Source organism: Crocosphaera sp. XPORK-15E (assembly GCF_034931425.1).
GTDB lineage: Bacteria > Cyanobacteriota > Cyanobacteriia > Cyanobacteriales > Microcystaceae > UHCC-0190.
The window spans coordinates 170162-190062 of sequence record NZ_JAYGHQ010000007.1 but is presented as its reverse complement, the minus strand read 5'-3'; the positions used below and the strand labels follow the sequence as shown (position 1 = coordinate 190062).

The following is a 19901-nucleotide window of genomic DNA, read 5'->3' as shown; positions in this document are numbered from 1 at the left end:
ATAACTGATAATTAATAACTAATATGGCCTTAACAGTTCGTGTAATTACCCCAGATAAGACCGTTTGGGACGGCAATGTCCAAGAAGCGATCTTACCCAGTACCTCTGGCCAATTGGGCATTTTAACTGGCCATGCTCCTCTTTTAACTGCCCTCGATATTGGGGTGATGCGGGTTCGTCCTGATAAAGAATGGAAAAGTCTTGTGGTGATGGGTGGCTTTGCTGAAGTCGAACAAGACGAAATTAAAGTCTTGGTTAGTGCTGCTGAAGTGGGTGAAGCCATTGATAAAGAGGAAGCCAAAGCCGAATTTTCTGAGGCTCAGACCCGTTTAGAGGAAGCTAATAAGGGAACAGAACGTCGGGAACAAATTAAAGCGGCTACCGCGTTTAAACGTGCCAGAGCGCGTCTTCAAGCGTCTGGTGGTTTAGTTTAATCCTTTAGTTCAGTTTCTTAAGCTCAGGACAGAGAATTGCACTCTGTCCTTATTTTTTGACACTATGAGTTTAATGCTTTATTTTCTCCGTCATGGACAAACCGCCTACAGTGAGACTGGGGGATACTGCGGTAAATTGGAAAATGATCCAGGATTAACCCCTGAAGGGCAAGCAATGGCTCAAGCTTTTGCTGATACTTACGCTAACGTACCCTGGACAGCGATTTATGTTAGTCCTTTATATCGCACTAGACAAACAGCTAAGCCTTTATGTGACGTAGTAGGGTTGCCGATGCAACTACGCCCAGGATTACAAGAAATTGGTTATGGTAAGTGGGAAGGAATGCACCCTACAGATATTGATCAGCAATATCATGATCTCTATGTCAAATGGTTAACTGATCCTGCTTGGAATGCTCCCCCAGAAGGTGAAAGGGGGATCGATATTGCCCGTCGCAGTTCCCAAGTTCTTCAAGAAATTGAAGAAACTTATCAGACTGGTAACATTTTAATTGTTTCCCATAAAGCCACAATTCGTATTATGTTATGTGGATTACTTGGCATTGATATTAAATATTATCGTGATCGCTTTTTGATGCCCGTTGCGGCCCTGAGTTTGGTAGAATTAACCATAAGTGGCCCCCTAATTCATTTTATTGGCGATCGCTCTCATCTTAATGATTATTTACGTTCTTTACCGAATACCTAATCAGGGTAAGATCATTAACAAACAAGATTGATTAATTCCATTTTCTATCGTTTTTTAACCTTTATTTTTTGAGGACTTAAACTCATGTTAAACCCCATTGAAACCGTTAAGCTTTTTGAATCTCAATCTGAACAAACTTTCCCAGCAGGGGACATCATCTTTCGGGAAGGAGAGAAAGGTCAGATAATGTATGGCATCGTGGAAGGAGAAATCGAAATGTTGATTAATGGCAAAGTTATTGAAGTTATTAAACAAGGGGATGTATTTGGACAAGGGGCCCTGGTTCATGAAGATTATTTAAGAGCATCTACTGCGGTGGCAAAAACTAACTGTAAACTTGCTTTTTTAGATCGAGAACATTTTCTTTTTGCTGTTCAACAAACCCCGATGTTTGCTTTAGAAGTCATGCGGAGTTATTCGGATCGTCATCGTCGTTTAAAACGAGTGATGGATGGTTTAGGTAATATTTAAAACCAGGGATAATTGAGAGAAAATGACCAACAGTGACACAATTTTTGTCCATGTTTTAATTAATGGAAAAGTCCAAGGGGTCGGATATCGCTATGGAACGGTACAGGAGGCTCGAAAACTGGGAATTAGGGGATGGGTCAGAAATTTGGCTGACGGACGGGTAGAGGCGGTTTTTGTGGGGGATAAACCAATAATTGAACAGATGGTGCAATGGTGTCATCAGGGGCCTCGTCATGCTCAGGTAACAGATGTAGACGTAAAACCTTTAGAACCCCAGTTATTTCAAGGGTTTGAGGTTAGAGAAACCCCATCTTAGCTATAAATTTATATTTTATTGTAGGGTGGGCAATGCCCACCTTACGTTTTATTACGATAATAATGATGATAAGATTTGCCATCCTTTAATAAAATTGCCTTGCATCACCGCAGAAATGCCCGCTAAAGCCTGAAATTCTTCAACTTTTGGTTGCTGTTCAAGAGCAGGTCTTAAGGCGGTTTCTGCTGCCTTTGGTTGCCAATTGTAGAGATAAATAAACGCTAAATAAGCATGATGATAAGGGTTATTGGGGTCAAGTTTAATTAGTTGTTTTAAAGCTGCGATCGCTCCTTGGGGATCTTCCTGTAAAACCTGAGATAATACTAACCCATAAGTCCAATTTAGTTGATGGTTTCCTGGATCATTTTCTAAGCGATAGTTTAGAGCGATTTCTGTTTGTTTGAGATAGTCTTGAATGGGATCATATTGATTAAAACGGCCTACCTTACTAAATATTGTATCTAATCCTGGCATTCCTTGGGCTAAATTTAAGGAAATTTCTCTTAATTGAGTTCCTAAATCTAATTCAGGAGATATAATAGCAGGGGCATTATTATCAAGGGTTAAGGTAACATCAGGAACAGGAATTAAGTATGTTTTATTGGTTTTACGATTCAGATACATTGCTCGTAATTTATAGTCACCATTAGTAAGATTTTTGTCAGGAAGCATGGCGAGATTTTCAATTACTTTAAAACCTTGATTATTGTCTAAGTCTCCATATAGCATTCCCTTACCAATACCATGATCATGTATCCAAGCAATTTCTGATGTTTTTGATGTTTCAGGATACCAAGAAAGTAAGACAATTCCTTCTTTTAAATCTTGCCCATTTCCTGACCATTCGTAAGTAATAGGAATGGGATAATTAGGAGAAGCTTGAGCAGGAATAATGACTTTATCTAGTCTAATTTTATCAAGTGCTTTAGGCAAACTTTCAACTATAATTGATTGCTCTTTGCGCTGATAGAGATTAACCCAACTTTTATCAGGCATTTCCCAAGTTTTAATGACTGAAAAATTGGGATTATTTTCTAAGGTTTTAGCAAAGGCTAATTGATTATCTCTAGCAAACCCATTATCTCCTGTTTTACTAACAAACCAATCAAAAGATTTACTATCCTGAAGGATATAATCTTCTTTATTACCTAATTCTCGTCCATAGACTTGAAAATTAGCGAGTTGACCATAATAATTAAGGGTATTATGATTAATGGAATCAGTATTAGCAATTACCCCTAAATTAGCAATTTGATAAGGGGTGGTTTTTTGAACAGTTTTAATGATATCAGAAACGGAAATTTCTTGACCTAAATATGGTCGAAAGGAAACCCCAGGACTTAATAATAAAGATAGCTGCTCAGTACCAGAAATAGGAAATAAATTAGTAATCATTACCATAATAGCAACCATAACACTTATCCATCTAACAGGTTCCCATTTACCTCGCCATAGGGTTAAAAAATAGCCTAAAACTATCGCTAAGATTGGCAGATAGGACATAATATAGCGAGTATCTTTATTAAATATTGCCGAACAAACAAAATAGGAACCTACAAAATAAATACCTAACCATTTAATTCCTTTAATAGCTCTTTTACTATCAATATCTTCGTTAATTCCTGGGAATTTTCCTAAGAGATGTAAGAGTAAACCAACCAAGGGAACAATCAATAATACCCACCCCATTGCTAAGGGTAAATCTTGCCAGTAATATGTCCAAGCTGCTAAGGTATTAAGAGGAGGATCACCCTCATAAGTTGCAGGAATAGCATTAGAATTTTGTACGGTACTAAATAAATAAATCCAGTTAGTTCTATACCAAGGAAACCACAGTAAACTAGAGATAATAAAGCTCACAATTAATTGTAATATTCTTTCCCACTTTCGTTGCCATATATAACTAATTCCCAACCATAACAAAGGAGTAATAAGAAAAAACATGATACTTTGTTTTGTTAACAAAGCAAGTCCCCAACCGAGTCCAAAAATTACTGTCCATAACCACTGTTTTTGTCTAGTTTTTTGTAATTTCCAGAGAGTTAAACAGCAAAAACAAGCAATAGTAAACGTCATTAATGGGGTATCAAGGAGAAACTGTAAACGAGTTTGATATAAGCGCGGAAATAACATCGATAACCCTGCACCCCATAACCCAACTTGGGGACTAAATAAGGTTTTTCCAAGGGTATAAACTGAGATAATTAGAATTGCGCTATAAAGTAGATTTGTCAATAAAGCTTGATCATTACCTAACCCAAATATTATTTGAAAAAATGCGCCCAAAATATAGGTAATAGGAGGATATTTAGTTGATAACATCCAAAAACTACGCCACCATTCTCCATCTAATAATTGAGGGGAGGTTAACGCATTTACATATTGCAAAGATTTGCTTAAATGATTACTTTGATCCCAAGCAGGGATAGAATGATCTAAAATTAACCAGAGGCGATCACAGACATTACTCCCTAACCATATTAGTCCTAGAATTATCCAAATATGAGTTTGACTTAAGACAAATTTTTGACGGGGCATAGGACAGTTTATTATTCTATAATTGATTATTATTACCCTAAACTTAGACAAATGGCTAGTGCCGCTACGCGGAAGTCAAAAGGCAAAAGGCAAAAGGCAAAAATATGGATTTGTAAGGATTATATGATTTTGTAACTGGTGGGTTATTTCCACCGCGTTGCGCTAGTTATTGTAAGAATTTACTCTTGAAAAGTAACACAGTCTTCTAGACTGTCACAAGCTAGAAGCCTATGTTACAGTATTTATCATCTTTAATCAACCTAAGCATGAATTATCTCTCATGAATAAACTCAAATTATTGTTGTTATTTTCATTTCTTCTATTAAATCATTTTTCTGCGGTTGCTTACCCAAAATTCTGGGAATTTAAAAAGTCTCCTGTTGACACTAAACATAATTTTTTAGATGATTTACCTTGGTTAAGTTTATCATCAGTTGAGACACAAAAAATTGTCGAAATTCTAGTCAATGCTTATCGAGAAAAAAAAGCTATTGCAAATTTCACCTATTCTCTTACCCTACAGCAAGCGCAAGAAATTCAAGATCAATTAATTCAGCTTTTGATTCCCTCTCAAGGTAATATCATAGGATATAAAGCAGGTTTAACTAATGCTAAAGCGCAGGAAATGTTTAAAGTTTCCGAACCAGTTTTAGGCAGATTATTAGAGCAAATGTTACTACCATCTGGGGCAAAAGTTCCAGCAAAATTTGGGGCAATACCTATGATAGAAGGAGATTTAATAGTTAGAGTAAGTAGTGAAAAAATCAATGAAGCAAAAACCCCTGAAGAAACCTTAAAATATCTCGATGCAGTGATTCCTTTTCTTGAATTACCTGATCTAGTTTATGATAAAAACGTACAATTAAACGGAGAAAAATTAATCGCTATTAATGTGGGTGCAAGATTAGGAATTGTGGGAAAACCTATTACTTTATCAACAGATAAACTCATGAATATTCAAATTACCCTAATTGATGAATCAGGAGAAATTATCGCACAAGGAGATAGTAAAGCTTTGTTAGGTGATCCGCTTAAGTCTGTATTTTGGATCAAAGAAACCTCAAACAATCAAGGAAAAATATTAAAGAAAGGTGACTTATTGTCATTAGGTAGTATGACTCCTTTAATTCCTGTAAAACCAGGTAAAACAATCACTGCCAAATATCAAGGGTTAGAACAAAACAAGACAACTGAAATATATGTTATATTTGAATAGTAGAGGAAAACAAGCAAAAACATGAATCACAATCAACGCAATCCTGTATTATTAGTTCATGGACTTTACAACACAGTTAATAAGTTTAATACCATGACTAATTATCTCACTAATTTAGGTTGGTCAGTCCATAGTTTTAACCTACAACCAAATAATGGTGATGGCCACCTTGACATCTTAGCAGAACAAGTTAACCATTATATTAATAATAATTTTGAACCCAACCAACCCCTTGATTTAATTGGGTTTAGTATGGGAGGAATTATCACCCGTTACTACTTACAACGTCTTGGAGGAATTGATCGGGTTCATCGTTATATTAGTATTTCTGCACCAAATAATGGAACTCTAACCGCTTATGCTTTATCTCGTCCAGGAATTAAACAAATGCGTCCGAATAGTCAATTTTTGCAAGACTTAAATAAAGATATTCATGAGACATTAAGTCATCTCAATATTACGATTATTTGGACTCCCTATGATTTGATGATTTTTCCTGCTCATAGTTCTAAAATAAATCTAGGAACAGAAATTAAAATCCCTGTTTTTAGTCATGAATGGATGGTAAGAGATACCAGACTTTTAAACATTCTCTCCCAGTCTTTATCTCAATCTGTTACTATGGTAAAAAATTAGTTAAATACTCGGTAAAATCAGCAAAAAATGGATGATAAGTTAGAACAATTTTACCTTAAATATCAAGCGGGACAAGATTTATTACAACGGGGACAATATCGCTTGAGTGTCCAAACCCTCGAAGAAGCAAAAGCATTAATTAACCTATCTTCACGCTTAGGAGGAGACGTACAAATGTTTTTGGTGACTGCTTATCAAGGAGTGGGACGTTTAGAGGATGCGATCGCGGTTTGTGAAGAATTAACTCGTCATCCTAACTTAGAAATTCGTCAACAAAGTCAACAAGTATTATACATTCTTAAAGCCCCAAAATTAAAGCGTCCTGATGCTTGGATGACTAAAATTCCCAATACCAACCCAGAAGCAACAGATAACCCCAGTTATTTACAAGCAAAACCCACATCTAAACCCCCAGAAAAACCTCCTCTGGAATTAGAAGACTTAAGCAAAATAAATACTGAAGATAATGCTTTTATTTGGGTAGCATTGGGATTATTATTGATTATTTTAGGGGGGTTAGCTTGGTTATAGAAACCTTATATACAACGTCTCTATCTGGTTAATTTTTAGCCAAATTTAATTCATCAACAACTCCCAATAATTCTCGTTCAAAAATCACTTGGGCCCGATTAGTTTTACCCCCAAAATAACAGCGATCGCCTTCTTTTAAAACCCAAATTTGTGAATGAGAAACATAACTCATGATCACCCCGATCATTAATAACCCAAACCCAGTATACACAAAGGGAATCCCAGGATCAGCTTTAATTTGTAGACCTGTACTACCAATTAATTCATGAATTTTTAGGGTGACACCATTAATATCAATGGCCATTCCAGCACGGACTGCACCATAAAGATTCCCCTTAGTATCATAAACCATCATGGTTCCTTGTAAGTCCCTAGTTAATAAGGAAACCCCTTCACTTAAATCAGGTTTTGTGGGTATCCAAGTCCCCCAAATTTTGCCCTGTCCATTGGTATTTAATGGGGCCGCAGGAATGTTAAAAATTGGGCTATTATTGACTTGAACTTTAACCCCTGCAACTCCCCAACTTGTTTGATAAAAAGTTACCCCATGATAGCGCAAAGGTTGATTAACATAAATTGTTTTACGATCTAATTCTTCCCCTTTTTCATTAATAACTGAAAGATCAGAATAAAACTGATCAATATTACCATCAGGAGTATAATCAATCCAAAAACGATTGACTAAAATTCCCCAATCTTTAGGAATTTGTGGTGCAGATAAAGGGCCAGCTTCAATAATATTATTAACCTTAAATGCTGCCCCACTGGGAATCATTTCTTGTGCCAAAAATCCAGTTAATGCGCCCCAAATTGCACCCCCTAATATAATTAACATAGCAGCATGAACTACAATTGGTCCAATTTTTCCTATAATGCCTTTTCTTGCATAAATGGCTTGATTTTCTTGAAAGGTTTTATACCCTTTTTTTTCTAAAATAGGAATAATAGGAGTGAGTTCACTAATTTCTAATTCCGTACTCAAAGCTAACTTTTCAAACTGTCGAGGTTGCTGATAAAAATTCCAGTGACGGGCCGCTTTTAATGCAGGAAATTGACGGGTAAAAGTGCAAGCGGTTAAACTCGTACCAAATAACACTAAAAGGGATAAAAACCACCAGGTTGTATAAACATGATTTAAACCCAATACTAAAATAACTTGCCAACTTAAAAAGCCAAATAAAGCCGGATTTTCTGGGTAGTTTTCTTGATAAAATGTTAAAGTTTCTCCCTGTTCGATCACCGTACCACTAATACTAAATAGGGCTATAGTTAATAGGAGAATAATTGCCAAACGCAAATCAGCCACAGTTTTAATTACTTTGCGTAAACTTTGTTGTGGCCAGGATAAGTTATCAGGAAGTTTTGGGGGATCAGATGCAGTCATAAATTCGCTTAATGAGGATTTTCTTGATATCAATATTGTCGTTGTTTATTGGCTTATTATTGGAGGTGTTAAGAATATTTTTAGAATTGAGTAGTATTCCATTTATTGTGGTTTTACTTTTTGGTTAAAACCTGCCTAATGGCAATCTAGACAACAAAGAAAACATTCCAAAACCAATTAATAAAACCCCACTAACTGGATTTATCCAAGCAGACCAACGACGCAATTCTAACAGTTTTTTGATGGTAGCTGTAAAGGTTCCAGCTAAAATTAAAGGCATCACATAACCAGCGGTATAAGATAATAGTAACACACCCCCTAACATCAAATCTTGTTTAGTGGCAACCCAAGCTAACAAAGTGGCTAAAACTGGGGTACTACAAGGGGAAGCAATTAACCCAAATGTTAAGCCTAAAGAATAGGAACGAACTCCCGCAGGTAGTTCATCTGTAATCCAATCACTTCCACCGAAAGAGGGAAACCTTAAAGGGATTAATTCTAACAAATTTAAGCCCATTAAAATAGAAATTATACTAACAAAAATAGGTAATCCTAAGCCAATTTGTCCATAAATTTTTCCGAGGGAAGCTGCTAAAATTCCCAAACCTGCCAAAGTTGTTGCTAACCCCAAAGAAAACCAAGTTGATTGGATCACTCCCTGTAATTTTCCTTGAGATTCATAACCCCCAATATAAGCAACTGTAATCGGTAACATTGACAACATACAAGGGGTTAAACTGGTTAAAAGTCCTGCTAAAAAAATGATAGCAATACTTACCAAACTGAGATGATTTAATTGTGTAGAAACCAGTTTATTAGCAAATTGTTCTAGGTAATAAGCTTGGTTTTGTAAGATCTCTAGCATAATGGAATAATAGCTTAATGGCTACCTTCTATTATAGCTTATTTTAAAAAGAATTAAGAAGTCATCTGTTAATCATGTATATTTACTTGTTAGTTGATTGTATGTTTGTCAAAAAATACCCGACTAAATAAAGAGAACCACACAAAACAATTAACTTATCTGATGTAAAATTATTAATGGCTGTATCTAACGCATCAAAAACAGTTTCAAAGGTTTTAATCGTGGCTAATTCAGGGCAAATATTAACTGCTAATTTAGCCAAATCTTCTGTTTTTTTACTATCACAATTCGGAACAGGAACTAAATATAAACTATCATTGATTTTAAGTAATGCCTGAAAAATTTTATCATGTTCTTTTGTTGATAAAATTCCCATCACCCAAGTAATAGATTTTCCAAAAGTATCAACATAATTGCGTAACATCTCAGCAGATGCTGGATTATGGGCCCCATCTACTAAAATAGAAGTATTTTGCCATTTTACCCATTGTAATCTGCCCAACCATTGAGTTTTTGCCATGCCATTTTGAATGGCAGTTAAGGGAATATTCCAACCTTTTTGTTGTAAACATTTTACTGTTTCAATAGCAATAGCAGAATTACTTAACTGCATTTGAGCTAACAAGGGTAAGGGATATTCAATATCTTGATATTTGGCCCAATTATCTTTAATATAGATGGCAGGTTTAACCCAAATAGACGGACAATTTAATTGTTGAATCCGCGCCTTAAAAACTAATTCAGCTTCCCTAGAAACGGGGCCAATAATAGTTGGACAACCAGGCTTAAAAATACCTGATTTTTCCTTAGCAATTTCTGAGATAGTATCCCCTAAAACTTGCCAATGTTCTCGACTAATAGAAGTAATGACACTCACTAAAGATTGTTCACAAACATTAGTTGCATCTAACCGCCCTCCTAACCCTACTTCAATCACAGCAATATCTACTTTTTGTTGAGCAAAATAAACCCAAGCAGCAGCAGTAATGACTTCAAATTGTGTCGGACTTTCTGGATAAGAATCAATAATGTTTTGAATTTTAATTAATATTTCTATTAATTTGGATTCACCAATTGGTTGATTATTGAGACAAATTCTTTCTGTCCAGTCTATTAAATGCGGTGAGGTATAACGCCCCACATTGTAACCTGCTTCTGTTAAAATTGAAGATAGATAAGCACAAACTGATCCCTTGCCATTGGTTCCACCAACATGAATAATGGGAATAGAATGATGAGGGTTTCCCAAATCAGCTAATAAGGTTTGGATACGATCTAAACCTAAATGAACACCAAAATGTTGAAAGGGTTTGAGTAACAAATCAATTGACATTAGTTTATAATAGTATGTAATCATTTAATTATCATAAACACTTAAGTTCTAGAAAGCAACCCATTATGCACTATCGAAGATTTGGCCGCACAGAATTACAAATGCCCCTATTTTCCTGTGGAGGAATGCGCTATCAATATAAATGGCAAGATGTTCCTGCATTGTTAGTTCCCAAAGAAAATCAGCGAAATTTAGAAGCAACAATTCAACGTTCCTTAGAACTAGGAATTAATCATATTGAAACCGCTAGGGGATATGGGACTTCTGAAATGCAATTGGGCAAGATTTTGCCAAAAATTCCCAGAGAAAAATTAATTGTTCAAACTAAAGTATCCCCCAAAAAAGATGTTAAAGAATTCCGTAATCAATTTAATCAATCTTTAAAATATCTTCAATTAGATTATGTTGATTTATTGGGATTACATGGCATTAATAGCAAGGAAACGTTAGATTATTGTCTAAGTCCAGGAGGGTGTTTAGACGAAGCGAGAAAATTACAAAAACAGGGAAAAGTTCGCTTTATTGGTTTCTCAACTCACGGGCCAACCGATGTCATTACAAAAACAATTGAAACCGATTGTTTTGATTATGTTAATCTCCATTGGTATTATATCAATCAAAGCAATTGGTCTGCCATAGAAACAGCAAAAAAATATGATATGGGAGTCTTTATTATTAGTCCATCTGATAAAGGAGGAAAACTCTATCAACCCCCACAAAAATTAGTTGAATTATGTCAACCTTTAAGTCCAATGGTATTTAATGATTTATTTTGTTTATCCCATCCTCAAGTTCATACCCTTAGTTTAGGTGCATCCTGTCCAACGGATTTTGATGAACATCTAAAAACCTTATCATTATTAGGAAATTCAGATCAAGTTTTACCACTAATTATTAATAAATTAGAACAAGAAGCTATTAATATTTTAGGAGAAAATTGGGTAAAAACCTGGCATATTGGACTACCAGAACATCATCAAACTCCAGGAAATATTAACATTCCAATTATTTTATGGCTCAGAAATTTAGTGTTGGCTTATGATATGCTTGACTATGCTAAAATGCGATATAATTTGTTAGGTAATGGGGGAGATTGGTTCCCTGGCAAAAATGCAGAAAAGTCCCATAAATTTGACTTTAAAGATTGCTTAATTAAGAGTCCTCACCGAGATAAAATACCTCAGTTATTGGCAGAAGCTCATCAATTATTAGGTGGCGAATCCGTGCAAAGACTGTCTCAAAGTTAATCTTAGAATAAGTTGATAACTAATGAGTTTTCTGGAAAAATATTTTAGTCTTTACTGATTTAGAAGTTACATATTTAACCCCTAACCTAAATTGATTATTTTCGATTTGTTGACTCCAAACAATTTGGGCGGGAATAGGTTCCATTCCCTGCATTAAAATGAGAAATGATTGTTCGGGAGATAACTTTTCTTCACTCTCAACCATTAAACCACATCCATGAAAAGAATCATCAATAATTACTCCCTCAGAAGGAAGATTAATTTGTTGCTGATTAAAAACCAATTTAATCAAGCTTCCTTTGTTGAGATTAATTCTTTTACTTTTTCTTTGATTAGATAGAGAGATAATAGCTTGATTAATACTGGTGTTATCGGGGGGTAAATCAGACATAATTCCTTCATTTCATGTTGTTTCTACTTAATTATTAAAGTATTTTGATATTTTTGCCATCCGTAAATTCCCTTAAATACCTAAGCCTAATTGTAGGTATATTTTCGGTTAACTGTTAAAGTTTAGGGTGTTTATACTGAAGTACAGAGATTCTCTACTGACTGATTTTAGTTAACTTCATAGATTTATAAACCTCAGATAAAGATCCCTCCTGATAAGTCAATTTAAAGTCTGTGGTCAACAGAAACCGGAAATTCAGAGAATCATCAGGATTTTCTCGATTAGTCCCTGATACTGTCACCTGATCGCCCTCAAATTCCCATTGCCCTTGCCAAATTTTATCTTCAATGGTTTTGTCCCCTTCATAAACCCGATGTCTAGCCCAAAATGTCCCATCACTGCGAAATTGATAACCATAATAAACCGTGAATTCTCCTGTTTCATGAAACCCACGCCAAATCCCAGGAATCAAATCTTGTGCTTCTTTTAACGAAATAGAATTAACCAGAGAAGGATTCTTATCCAAGGTTTGATCCAGAGAAAAAACTAACTGAGATTGATCAATGCTTTGATCGGGAATCATGAGAAAATTAACCCCAAAACAGATATAAAAACTCAGTAAAAGATAATTCATAAATCAGCAAACAATAAAAAAAAGTAGAAACCAACTACAAGATCATTAATAATATAAAGAGATGAGGCAAACCATGCCAAGCTATCCAGAGGAATCATGGCACGACTATCCAAAGGCGTTGAAGTAGAAATGTATACGGGGACATCCCAAGGAGAGATCATTGGATTATCCGATCGCATTACCAAAGATCTTAATGAGTTTGTTCGAGAACCCGATAGTCGTAACGTTGAGTATACAACGGCCCCACTGTGTTGCTACGATCACCTATTATGTTCCCTGGTACGGCCTCGACGTAATCTGCGGCAGTATTTAGAGAAAATGGGAGATTATACCCTGATTCCAGGAAGCACCTTATCCTTGGGGGATAGTAGCCAATTTTATCGCTCAGATCCCCAAAACCCTTATCATACCTACATTGAACAGACTTACGGCACCAAAGTTGTGACCGCCAGTGTTCATATTAATATCGGTATTAGTGATCCTGATATCTTAATGCGTGCCTGCCGTTTAGTGCGGGTTGAAGCCCCCTTATATCTGGCTCTGAGTGCTTCCTCCCCGTTTCTGGATGGCCAGGCCACAGGGTATCATTCTACTCGCTGGCAAATGTTTCCCCAAACCCCCTCTCATGTGCCTTTCTTTGAAAGTCATGCCCACTTTATTCAGTGGACAGAAGAACAATTACGCCTGAAAACCATGCAAAATGTGCGGCATTTGTGGATGTCAGTGCGGCCCAATGGGGATAATCGTCCTTACCATCTTAATCGCCTAGAATTGAGAATTTGTGACTTAATTGTTGATCCGATCGCCTTGTTAGCTGTGATCGCTTTATTAGAGTCCCGTCTGCTGCAAATGCTTGATGATCCGACTCTAGATCCTTTGCCCCAAAGTCAATTATCCCCCGAAACCTTATTAGAGATCACCGAAAAAAATGAAATGGCCGTCGCTCAACATAGTTTAGACGCATCACTTTATCATTGGCAAGATGGCCGCACTATTCTGGCGAAAGAATGGATTGAGCAATTGTATCAAGAGGTTTGGCCCTGGGCGAAACAGGGAGGATTTAGCTGTTTTCTGACCCCAATCAAAAAAATCCTCCGGGATGGTAATTTGGCTCAGCAGTGGCTACAAAAATATGATTCAGGACAAGCTATTTCCTCCATTGTGACCCAAGAAATTGCAAAGGTGGCTCAAGTCGAAGCCTCCTTAGAAGATCAACTCTGTGATAGCCTCTTAGTTGCTTGAGTAATTATTAAGATTTTCAGAAAATACATAAGTTTTCTTAATTTACTTTGGCGATATGTTGAGTAATTCCAATGATTCACGCCTTATTGGCGATAGATAACAAAAAACTATAGATTCTTATGCCTAGGGTTGTTTTAGTTAATCCCCAAATTCCGCCAAATACGGGTAATATTGCCCGAACCTGTGCCGCAACAAAAACTGAGCTTCATTTAGTTGGCCCCTTAGGGTTTGAATTAAGCGATCGCTATTTGAAACGGGCAGGATTAGATTATTGGCCCGAAGTAAATTTACATTACCATCCTGATCTTGAGGCATTTCAGGCCTATTATCAACAACAGCAAGGGCGATTAATTGGCTTTAGTGTTAGGGGTAAGTCTTGTTATGGCGATTGTACATTTCAGGATGATGACTGGCTCCTATTTGGTAGCGAAACCGATGGACTGCCCCCAGAGATTTTAACCGTTTGCGATCAAGTCCTCAAAATTCCCATGATTAATCCCGAAATTCGGAGCTTAAATCTCTCCGTAAGTGTCGCCATTGGGTTATTTGAAGCCTTAAGACAATTAGATTATTTGCACTAATTCCATAAGAAATTGTTATCATTGCCCCCCCAACCGATTGCCAAATCTTTAAGAGAACATAAAGATTTGCTGAGGGCCTCAATTTCCCAGTCTATAAGCCCCAAACCGAGGAAATTGCCAGGAAAAATTGACCAGGAGGAAACCTTTGAGCCAGGGGATTCGTCTACGGACTCGCATCTTAAAACGATAGATTAAGAATTCCTGATGTAAATTGTAAATAACTCAGACTTGTTTAAAATTACCAAAACAAGTTAACCTTTCATAACAGACTGATTAGGTATATTGACTTAATTAGCGATCCTGGTTAAAAATAAACCCTGATAGGATCTACTCACGAAAAAACAATCCCAACTGACTCATTTAATTCCTAAATCGCTCGTTCACACACTAGGAGGTTTTTTTTGAAAGATACACTCACCAACAAAGCAACCGAGATTTCCTCTTGTCTCGCCGATTGCCCCCAGGCATCCGTAGACCCCACTTTAGAGGAAACCCTGAATAAATTGACCCCCAATGACCATAAAAGTCGGGTACGTCGCTCTGCTGCCATGATTGGCCTAGCCATTTCCATGAGTGCCACGGGTATGATACTCAGTCAGGAAAAGGCAGCGATCGCAGCTAATCCATCCATTCCTAGCCTACCAACAGTTTCCCACTCAGATATAGAACAAGGTCAATTAGCCCCCCTAGCCCTGAAGCATAAGGTGCAGCCTGGGGAATCCCTTCAACAATTGGCTAAGGAATACCAAGTCTCATCAGAATCAATTGCCCTTACTAATAATCTAGCGATAACTGCTGACCTAGAACCAGGACAAACTATTAAGATTCCTTCCGTTAGAAAATCTGCTGAGAAAGTCACTGGAAAAGCAACTGTCTCCCCCAACCCAGAGACTGATTTAGTCGCTACTAAACCGATCAACACTTCCCTCGATCACCTTAGAGAAACTCGTAAGCGTCTGCAAGATAGCCTAGCGGAGCTTAAAACCGAAAAATCTCAGACCAATGTACAAACAAACAGCGTAGTGGCTGATGTCTCTGATGTGAGTCAATCCTTAACGGTTCCTGAAACCTCCTCAAAATTGACCAACCCATCGGCTAAAACCGAGGTAGCTCAAGCTATTGAGATCCCGGTTTTAGGGCCTGAGAGTGAAGCTGTTTCTTCTACTTCAAACGTTCCCCTGACGATTCCAGAAATTAAATCCCCAACCGGGAATTCTACCCCCCCTCAGCCCAAAGAAAACGTGGCTTCTGCGGGTGTGTCTCGACAAGAAGACACGGAACCTAAAACCCCATCTCTGTCCACTTTGCCTGCTGTTCCCTCGGTGAGACAGCAAACTACAGCCAAAGCTGAGCAAGAGCAACCTATTTCTATTCCTGTAATTTCTCCCGAAGCTCAGTCTTCCCAAGATGCTTCAGAAACAAATTTACAAGCACCTCAACAAACTTCCTTCAGACAGCCGACAGCCATTGTCCCTCAACCCCAAGTGGTTGTCACGCAGAAAAGTTACCAAATTCGTCCAGGAGATACCTTAAACAGTATCGCTCGTCGCCATGGCATCTCCGCCACTGAATTAATTCGTGCCAATGGTATTACAAATCCCAATTTGATTAAAGTTCATCAAACTTTAGTCATTCCCCAAAAAACAACCTTGGCGAATAATGGGGCAAGAAACCAAAGTTTTGCTTCGTCTCCTTTATCAGCTTCGGTGAATAAGTTGCCACTACGGGGTAATACGGCTCAAAGAAGTTTCGTGACTCAAAATCAGCGCGAAATTTCCGTGGCCACTGCCCAAGAAGCTTACACAGAGAAATTGAGATCGGATATTGTTAGCCTTCAGCAAGACTATAGTCAACAACCTCAATCGATCTCGATTAATGTGGAACCTTACCGCACGGAAGATGCAAGTCAGACAGTGGTTGGGGAAACCGTTAACTCTGAATGGAAAAATGACCGCCGTCAAGCTCGTAAGTCACCTCAAGAAATCCTTGGGCAACGATCAGACCAAGAAAAACCGCAATTAATTAGCACGGCTCCCACTGACCCAGGTTTTTATAATGATGCCTTCCAAATTCCCGTAGGAACCAATGTGGGCCCTGAACTTCCTGGTTTATCTAACCCTGATGATTATCTGCCTGGTGCGCCTACTAAGTTTACGGGTTATATTTGGCCCAGCAAAGGCGTAATTACTTCTGGGTTTGGCCGACGTTGGGGCAGAATGCACAAAGGTTTAGATATTGCGGCTCCCGTGGGAACGCCTATTATGGCTGCTGCTCCTGGAGAAGTGGTTTATGCTGGCTGGAATTCGGGCGGTTACGGCAATTTGGTTAAGGTACGTCATCCTGATGGCAGTATTACCTTATATGCTCACAATAGCCGCATTTTAGTCCGTCGTGGCCAACAGGTTGATCAAGGACAACAGATTTCTGAAATGGGCAGCACGGGTTATAGCACCGGCCCTCATCTTCATTTTGAAATTCATCCTAATGGTAAAGCCGCTCAAAATCCGATCGCCTTTTTGCCTAAGAGCAGATCATAAATGATTACTTCTGTTTGTTGAGTCGAGCGATGGGATAGATCAGAGGAAAATTTTTCTCTGATCTTTTTTTGGGACTAGACATTTTGTGAATCTTGGTATACCATAGAAAAGGTGTAAAAAAATCGGCTCAGTAGCTCAGTTGGTTAGAGCAGGGGACTCATAAGCCCAAGGTCGGGTGTTCAAATCACCCTTGAGCCATTTAAACTAATTATTTGTCATTTGACGAGTTCGTTAATAAAGTTCCCCACCGTGTAAACGGCGGGGAACTTTAAACGAGTTGCCAACAATCTTGATCTAGATCTCGATAGATTCGACAACCTTTTCTTTGAAGACTTTTCCCGCAGAAAATGCAGGAACAGTAGTAGCAGGAATCGTGATCGGTTGGCCTGTTTGGGGGTTCATCCCTTTCCGTTCCTTTCTGTCTCTGGGTTCAAATGTACCAAATCCGACTAAAACAACTTTGTCACCTGATGCAACAGTTTCCATAATGGTATCTGTAAGGGCATCGAGAATTTGACTCGTTTCTTTTTTGGTGAGACGAGTCTTAGCGGCGATGGTATTGACGAGATCTTCTTTATTCATTGTTACTTAATCAACAATTCTGACTGAGGCTGATTATAGCGGAAGTTTTACCCTAAGATCACGAAAAAAGAGACAAAAATTAGCTTTTTTTTTAAGCGTCAAATTTCTTGGCCTTCCCCTCATGTCTAGGCCTTACCCAACTCGTGTTATTTTTTAGTCAGATAATGTGAGCATTGCTGATCTGTTGTATATTTAAACTGCTTATCTTTTTTTAAACTCGCCAAATATCAAATTAAACTTAGGTTTAAGCCGCCTGATGATGTTTCGGGGACAATAAGCAGAATAAACTATTCATTAGTCGTAGTTCATGGGGATAGTGTGGCATGGGATCATCTTTTAACCACACGGGAGGAACCATCATCGGGTCATATTCGGCAATAACATAAATCTTACCAGGCCGTTGCTTTAGCTCAACAGGTCGGCCAGAGGAATATTTACGAGCTTCTTTTTGGTCTAAATCTTCAAAATTCATGGTTTTTTAGCTTAATATACAAAATGAGATGGGAGATGAGAAGACAAACAAAACAAAACAAAATAAAATAATTTCTGTATTAATTGTTACAGAAGTCTTGGAAGATTATCAAGGATTCATAACATAACTTTATATATAGAACATTTGAACTTCCTAAAGGGTGAGGTTAACTCTGAGATACTAATTTAGAGAAATTGGCCGCTAAAGCAACGGGAATGGTCGTTTCGGTATAAAATTAACCCTATTATCTGTCCGTCGTTCTTGACCATTTTAATTATTGGGAGTAACAAAATTAATGATACTCAGTGCCTTAATTTGGATACCGTTGGTTGGTGCTATTGTGATCGCGTTTTTACCAGGCAAGCTAGAAGAAACAGTCTATCGCTCCTTGGCAATAATTACTGCAAGTATCCTTCTGGTATTAACCATAGTCCTTGGCCTACAATTTGATCCAACCAATCCCCATATCCAGTTTACTGAGTATTTACCTTGGATTTCTGGTCTTGGTTTAAATTATCATTTAGGGGTGGATGGATTATCCTTTCCCTTGATTTTTCTCAATAGTTTATTAAGTTTAATTGCCATTTATAGCAGTAGTAAAACCATTGAGCGATCGCGGTTTTATTATGCCCTGATTTTAATTCTTAACAGTGGGGTTGCGGGGGCATTTTTAGCCCAAGATTTATTGTTATTTTTCCTGTTCTATGAATTAGAAATTATCCCCCTCTATTTCCTCATTGCGATCTGGGGCGGCCCAAAACGGGGTTATGCAGCCATGAAATTTCTGCTGTATACGGCGGCTTCGGGCTTTTTGGTGTTGATTTCATTTTTAGGCTTAGTCTGGCTCTCAGGGGCATCAACCTTTGACTATGAGCCTTTACGCTCTCATACCTTACCCTTATCCACTCAATTAATTTTACTGGCCCCATTGTTGATTGGCTTAGCCATTAAAATCCCGATTTTCCCCTTTCATACTTGGTTGCCTGATGCTCACGTGGAAGCCTCTACCCCAGTTTCTGTCTTATTAGCCGGGGTATTATTAAAATTAGGCACTTATGGGTTATTGCGGTTTGGAGTCGGGTTATTTCTAGATGCCTGGACTTATCTTGCCCCCTGGTTAGCAACCTTAGCGGCTATTAGTGCCTTATATGGGGCTTCCTGTGCCATTGTCCAGAAGGATATGAAAAAAGTGGTTGCCTATTCTTCTATTGCTCACATGGCTTATATTTTATTAGCTGCCGCTGCTACAACTCGCTTAAGTATCACGGCCGCGACTTTTCAAATGGTTAGTCATGGTTTAATCTCAGCCCTGTTATTCCTGTTGGTGGGAGTTGTTTATAAGAAGACAGGAAGCCGTGATGTTGACTATTTACGGGGTTTGTTAAATCCTCAACGGGGTTTACCCATTATCGGCACCCTAACTATTATGGGGGTGATGGCCAGTGCAGGAATTCCAGGGATGGTGGGATTTATTGCCGAGTTTTTGGTCTTTCGGGGTAGTTTTCCTATCTTCCCCATACAAACTTTGTTCTGTTTAATTGGCAGTGGTTTAACGGCGGTTTATTTCTTATTGATGGTCAACCGTGTCTTTTTTGGTCGCTTAACTCCCGAATTAGCCAAAATTCCCCCCGTTTTATGGTCTGAGCGTCTTCCGGCCTTTGTCTTAGCCATTTTTATTCTGGTATTAGGTATCCAACCAGGTTGGATGGTGCGGTGGAATGAACCCCAAGTAGGACTCTTGTTAACCGGAAAGCCAGAAGTCGCTCTGTTGAAATAATGGAC

The 19901-nt window shown here is 38.0% G+C and carries 20 protein-coding genes and 1 tRNA gene; 13 read left to right on the top strand and 8 right to left on the bottom strand.

Annotated features, from left to right (window positions below):
• The first annotated feature begins 23 nt into the window (after positions 1-23).
• The 4 genes from atpC (at position 24) to VB691_RS09345 (ending at position 1930) form a co-directional block, all read left to right on the top strand.
• Entirely contained in the window at positions 24-434 is a 411-nt protein-coding gene (gene atpC / locus VB691_RS09360; protein WP_323291217.1) for an ATP synthase F1 subunit epsilon, read from the top strand.
• A 64-nt stretch (positions 435-498) separates the two neighbouring features.
• Positions 499-1143: a histidine phosphatase family protein gene (locus VB691_RS09355; protein WP_323291216.1), complete on the top strand. Its 645-nt coding sequence runs from the start codon at positions 499-501 to the stop codon at positions 1141-1143.
• Positions 1144-1227: 84 nt separating this feature from the next.
• Positions 1228-1614 carry a cyclic nucleotide-binding domain-containing protein gene (locus tag VB691_RS09350; protein WP_323291215.1) on the top strand — a complete coding sequence of 129 codons (387 nt, stop codon included), beginning with the start codon at positions 1228-1230 and terminating at the stop codon, positions 1612-1614.
• 22 nt (positions 1615-1636) lie between these two features.
• Positions 1637-1930, top strand: coding sequence for an acylphosphatase (locus tag VB691_RS09345; RefSeq protein ID WP_323291214.1), 294 nt, complete (start codon positions 1637-1639; stop codon positions 1928-1930).
• Between the two features lie 51 nt (positions 1931-1981).
• On the opposite strand, the gene VB691_RS09340 is transcribed toward VB691_RS09345, so the two are convergent.
• Positions 1982-4468: a phospholipid carrier-dependent glycosyltransferase gene (locus VB691_RS09340; protein ID WP_323291213.1), complete on the bottom strand. Its 2487-nt coding sequence runs from the start codon at positions 4466-4468 to the stop codon at positions 1982-1984.
• Between the two features lie 280 nt (positions 4469-4748).
• Here VB691_RS09340 and VB691_RS09335 point away from each other — a divergent pair, with 280 nt between their 5' ends.
• The 3 genes from VB691_RS09335 to VB691_RS09325 are packed head-to-tail and all read left to right on the top strand — an operon-like array spanning position 4749 to position 6851.
• Positions 4749-5684 carry a hydratase gene (locus tag VB691_RS09335; protein ID WP_323291212.1) on the top strand — a complete coding sequence of 312 codons (936 nt, stop codon included), beginning with the start codon at positions 4749-4751 and terminating at the stop codon, positions 5682-5684.
• Positions 5685-5705: 21 nt separating this feature from the next.
• On the top strand, positions 5706-6320 hold the full coding sequence (locus tag VB691_RS09330; RefSeq protein WP_323291211.1) for an esterase/lipase family protein: 615 nt from the start codon (positions 5706-5708) through the stop codon (positions 6318-6320).
• 27 nt (positions 6321-6347) lie between these two features.
• Complete coding sequence (locus VB691_RS09325) at positions 6348-6851, top strand: tetratricopeptide repeat protein (RefSeq protein WP_323291210.1); 504 nt, start codon at positions 6348-6350, stop codon at positions 6849-6851.
• A 28-nt stretch (positions 6852-6879) separates the two neighbouring features.
• On the opposite strand, the gene VB691_RS09320 is transcribed toward VB691_RS09325, so the two are convergent.
• The 3 genes from VB691_RS09320 to VB691_RS09310 form a co-directional block, all read right to left on the bottom strand.
• Positions 6880-8235: a cytochrome c biogenesis protein gene (locus VB691_RS09320; protein WP_323291209.1), complete on the bottom strand. Its 1356-nt coding sequence runs from the start codon at positions 8233-8235 to the stop codon at positions 6880-6882.
• Positions 8236-8359: 124 nt separating this feature from the next.
• A complete protein-coding gene (locus VB691_RS09315; RefSeq protein WP_323291208.1) occupies positions 8360-9100 on the bottom strand; it encodes a cytochrome c biogenesis protein CcdA in 741 nt (246 codons plus the stop codon).
• 82 nt (positions 9101-9182) lie between these two features.
• Positions 9183-10433, bottom strand: a complete 1251-nt coding sequence (locus tag VB691_RS09310) for a folylpolyglutamate synthase/dihydrofolate synthase family protein (protein ID WP_323291207.1) — start codon at positions 10431-10433, stop codon at positions 9183-9185.
• A 65-nt stretch (positions 10434-10498) separates the two neighbouring features.
• Between VB691_RS09310 and VB691_RS09305 the strand changes: the two genes are divergently transcribed.
• Positions 10499-11680, top strand: coding sequence for an aldo/keto reductase (locus VB691_RS09305; protein WP_323291206.1), 1182 nt, complete (start codon positions 10499-10501; stop codon positions 11678-11680).
• A gap of 19 nt (positions 11681-11699) precedes the next feature.
• On the opposite strand, the gene VB691_RS09300 is transcribed toward VB691_RS09305, so the two are convergent.
• Both VB691_RS09300 and VB691_RS09295 read right to left on the bottom strand, forming a co-directional pair.
• Complete coding sequence (locus VB691_RS09300; RefSeq protein ID WP_323291205.1) at positions 11700-12071, bottom strand: PilZ domain-containing protein; 372 nt, start codon at positions 12069-12071, stop codon at positions 11700-11702.
• A gap of 154 nt (positions 12072-12225) precedes the next feature.
• Positions 12226-12705 carry a hypothetical protein gene (locus VB691_RS09295; protein WP_323291204.1) on the bottom strand — a complete coding sequence of 160 codons (480 nt, stop codon included), beginning with the start codon at positions 12703-12705 and terminating at the stop codon, positions 12226-12228.
• Positions 12706-12801: 96 nt separating this feature from the next.
• On the opposite strand from VB691_RS09295, the gene gshA reads away from it, so the two are divergent.
• From gshA to VB691_RS09275, 4 genes are all read left to right on the top strand, one after another.
• Positions 12802-13947 carry a glutamate--cysteine ligase gene (gene gshA / locus VB691_RS09290; RefSeq protein WP_323291203.1) on the top strand — a complete coding sequence of 382 codons (1146 nt, stop codon included), beginning with the start codon at positions 12802-12804 and terminating at the stop codon, positions 13945-13947.
• A 119-nt stretch (positions 13948-14066) separates the two neighbouring features.
• Positions 14067-14528 (top strand): tRNA (cytidine(34)-2'-O)-methyltransferase, encoded by a 462-nt coding sequence (locus VB691_RS09285; RefSeq protein WP_323291202.1) that lies wholly within the window; start codon positions 14067-14069, stop codon positions 14526-14528.
• 401 nt (positions 14529-14929) lie between these two features.
• Positions 14930-17065: a peptidoglycan DD-metalloendopeptidase family protein gene (locus VB691_RS09280; RefSeq protein ID WP_323291201.1), complete on the top strand. Its 2136-nt coding sequence runs from the start codon at positions 14930-14932 to the stop codon at positions 17063-17065.
• A 124-nt stretch (positions 17066-17189) separates the two neighbouring features.
• Positions 17190-17263, top strand: a tRNA-Met gene (locus VB691_RS09275).
• A 96-nt stretch (positions 17264-17359) separates the two neighbouring features.
• Here the strand turns inward: VB691_RS09275 and VB691_RS09270 are convergent.
• On the bottom strand, positions 17360-17647 hold the full coding sequence (locus VB691_RS09270) for an HU family DNA-binding protein (protein WP_323291200.1): 288 nt from the start codon (positions 17645-17647) through the stop codon (positions 17360-17362).
• Between the two features lie 244 nt (positions 17648-17891).
• Positions 17892-18119 (bottom strand): hypothetical protein, encoded by a 228-nt coding sequence (locus VB691_RS09265; RefSeq protein WP_323291199.1) that lies wholly within the window; start codon positions 18117-18119, stop codon positions 17892-17894.
• 298 nt (positions 18120-18417) lie between these two features.
• Here VB691_RS09265 and VB691_RS09260 point away from each other — a divergent pair, with 298 nt between their 5' ends.
• On the top strand, positions 18418-19896 hold the full coding sequence (locus VB691_RS09260; RefSeq protein WP_323291248.1) for an NADH-quinone oxidoreductase subunit M: 1479 nt from the start codon (positions 18418-18420) through the stop codon (positions 19894-19896).
• Positions 19897-19901: the final 5 nt, after the last annotated feature.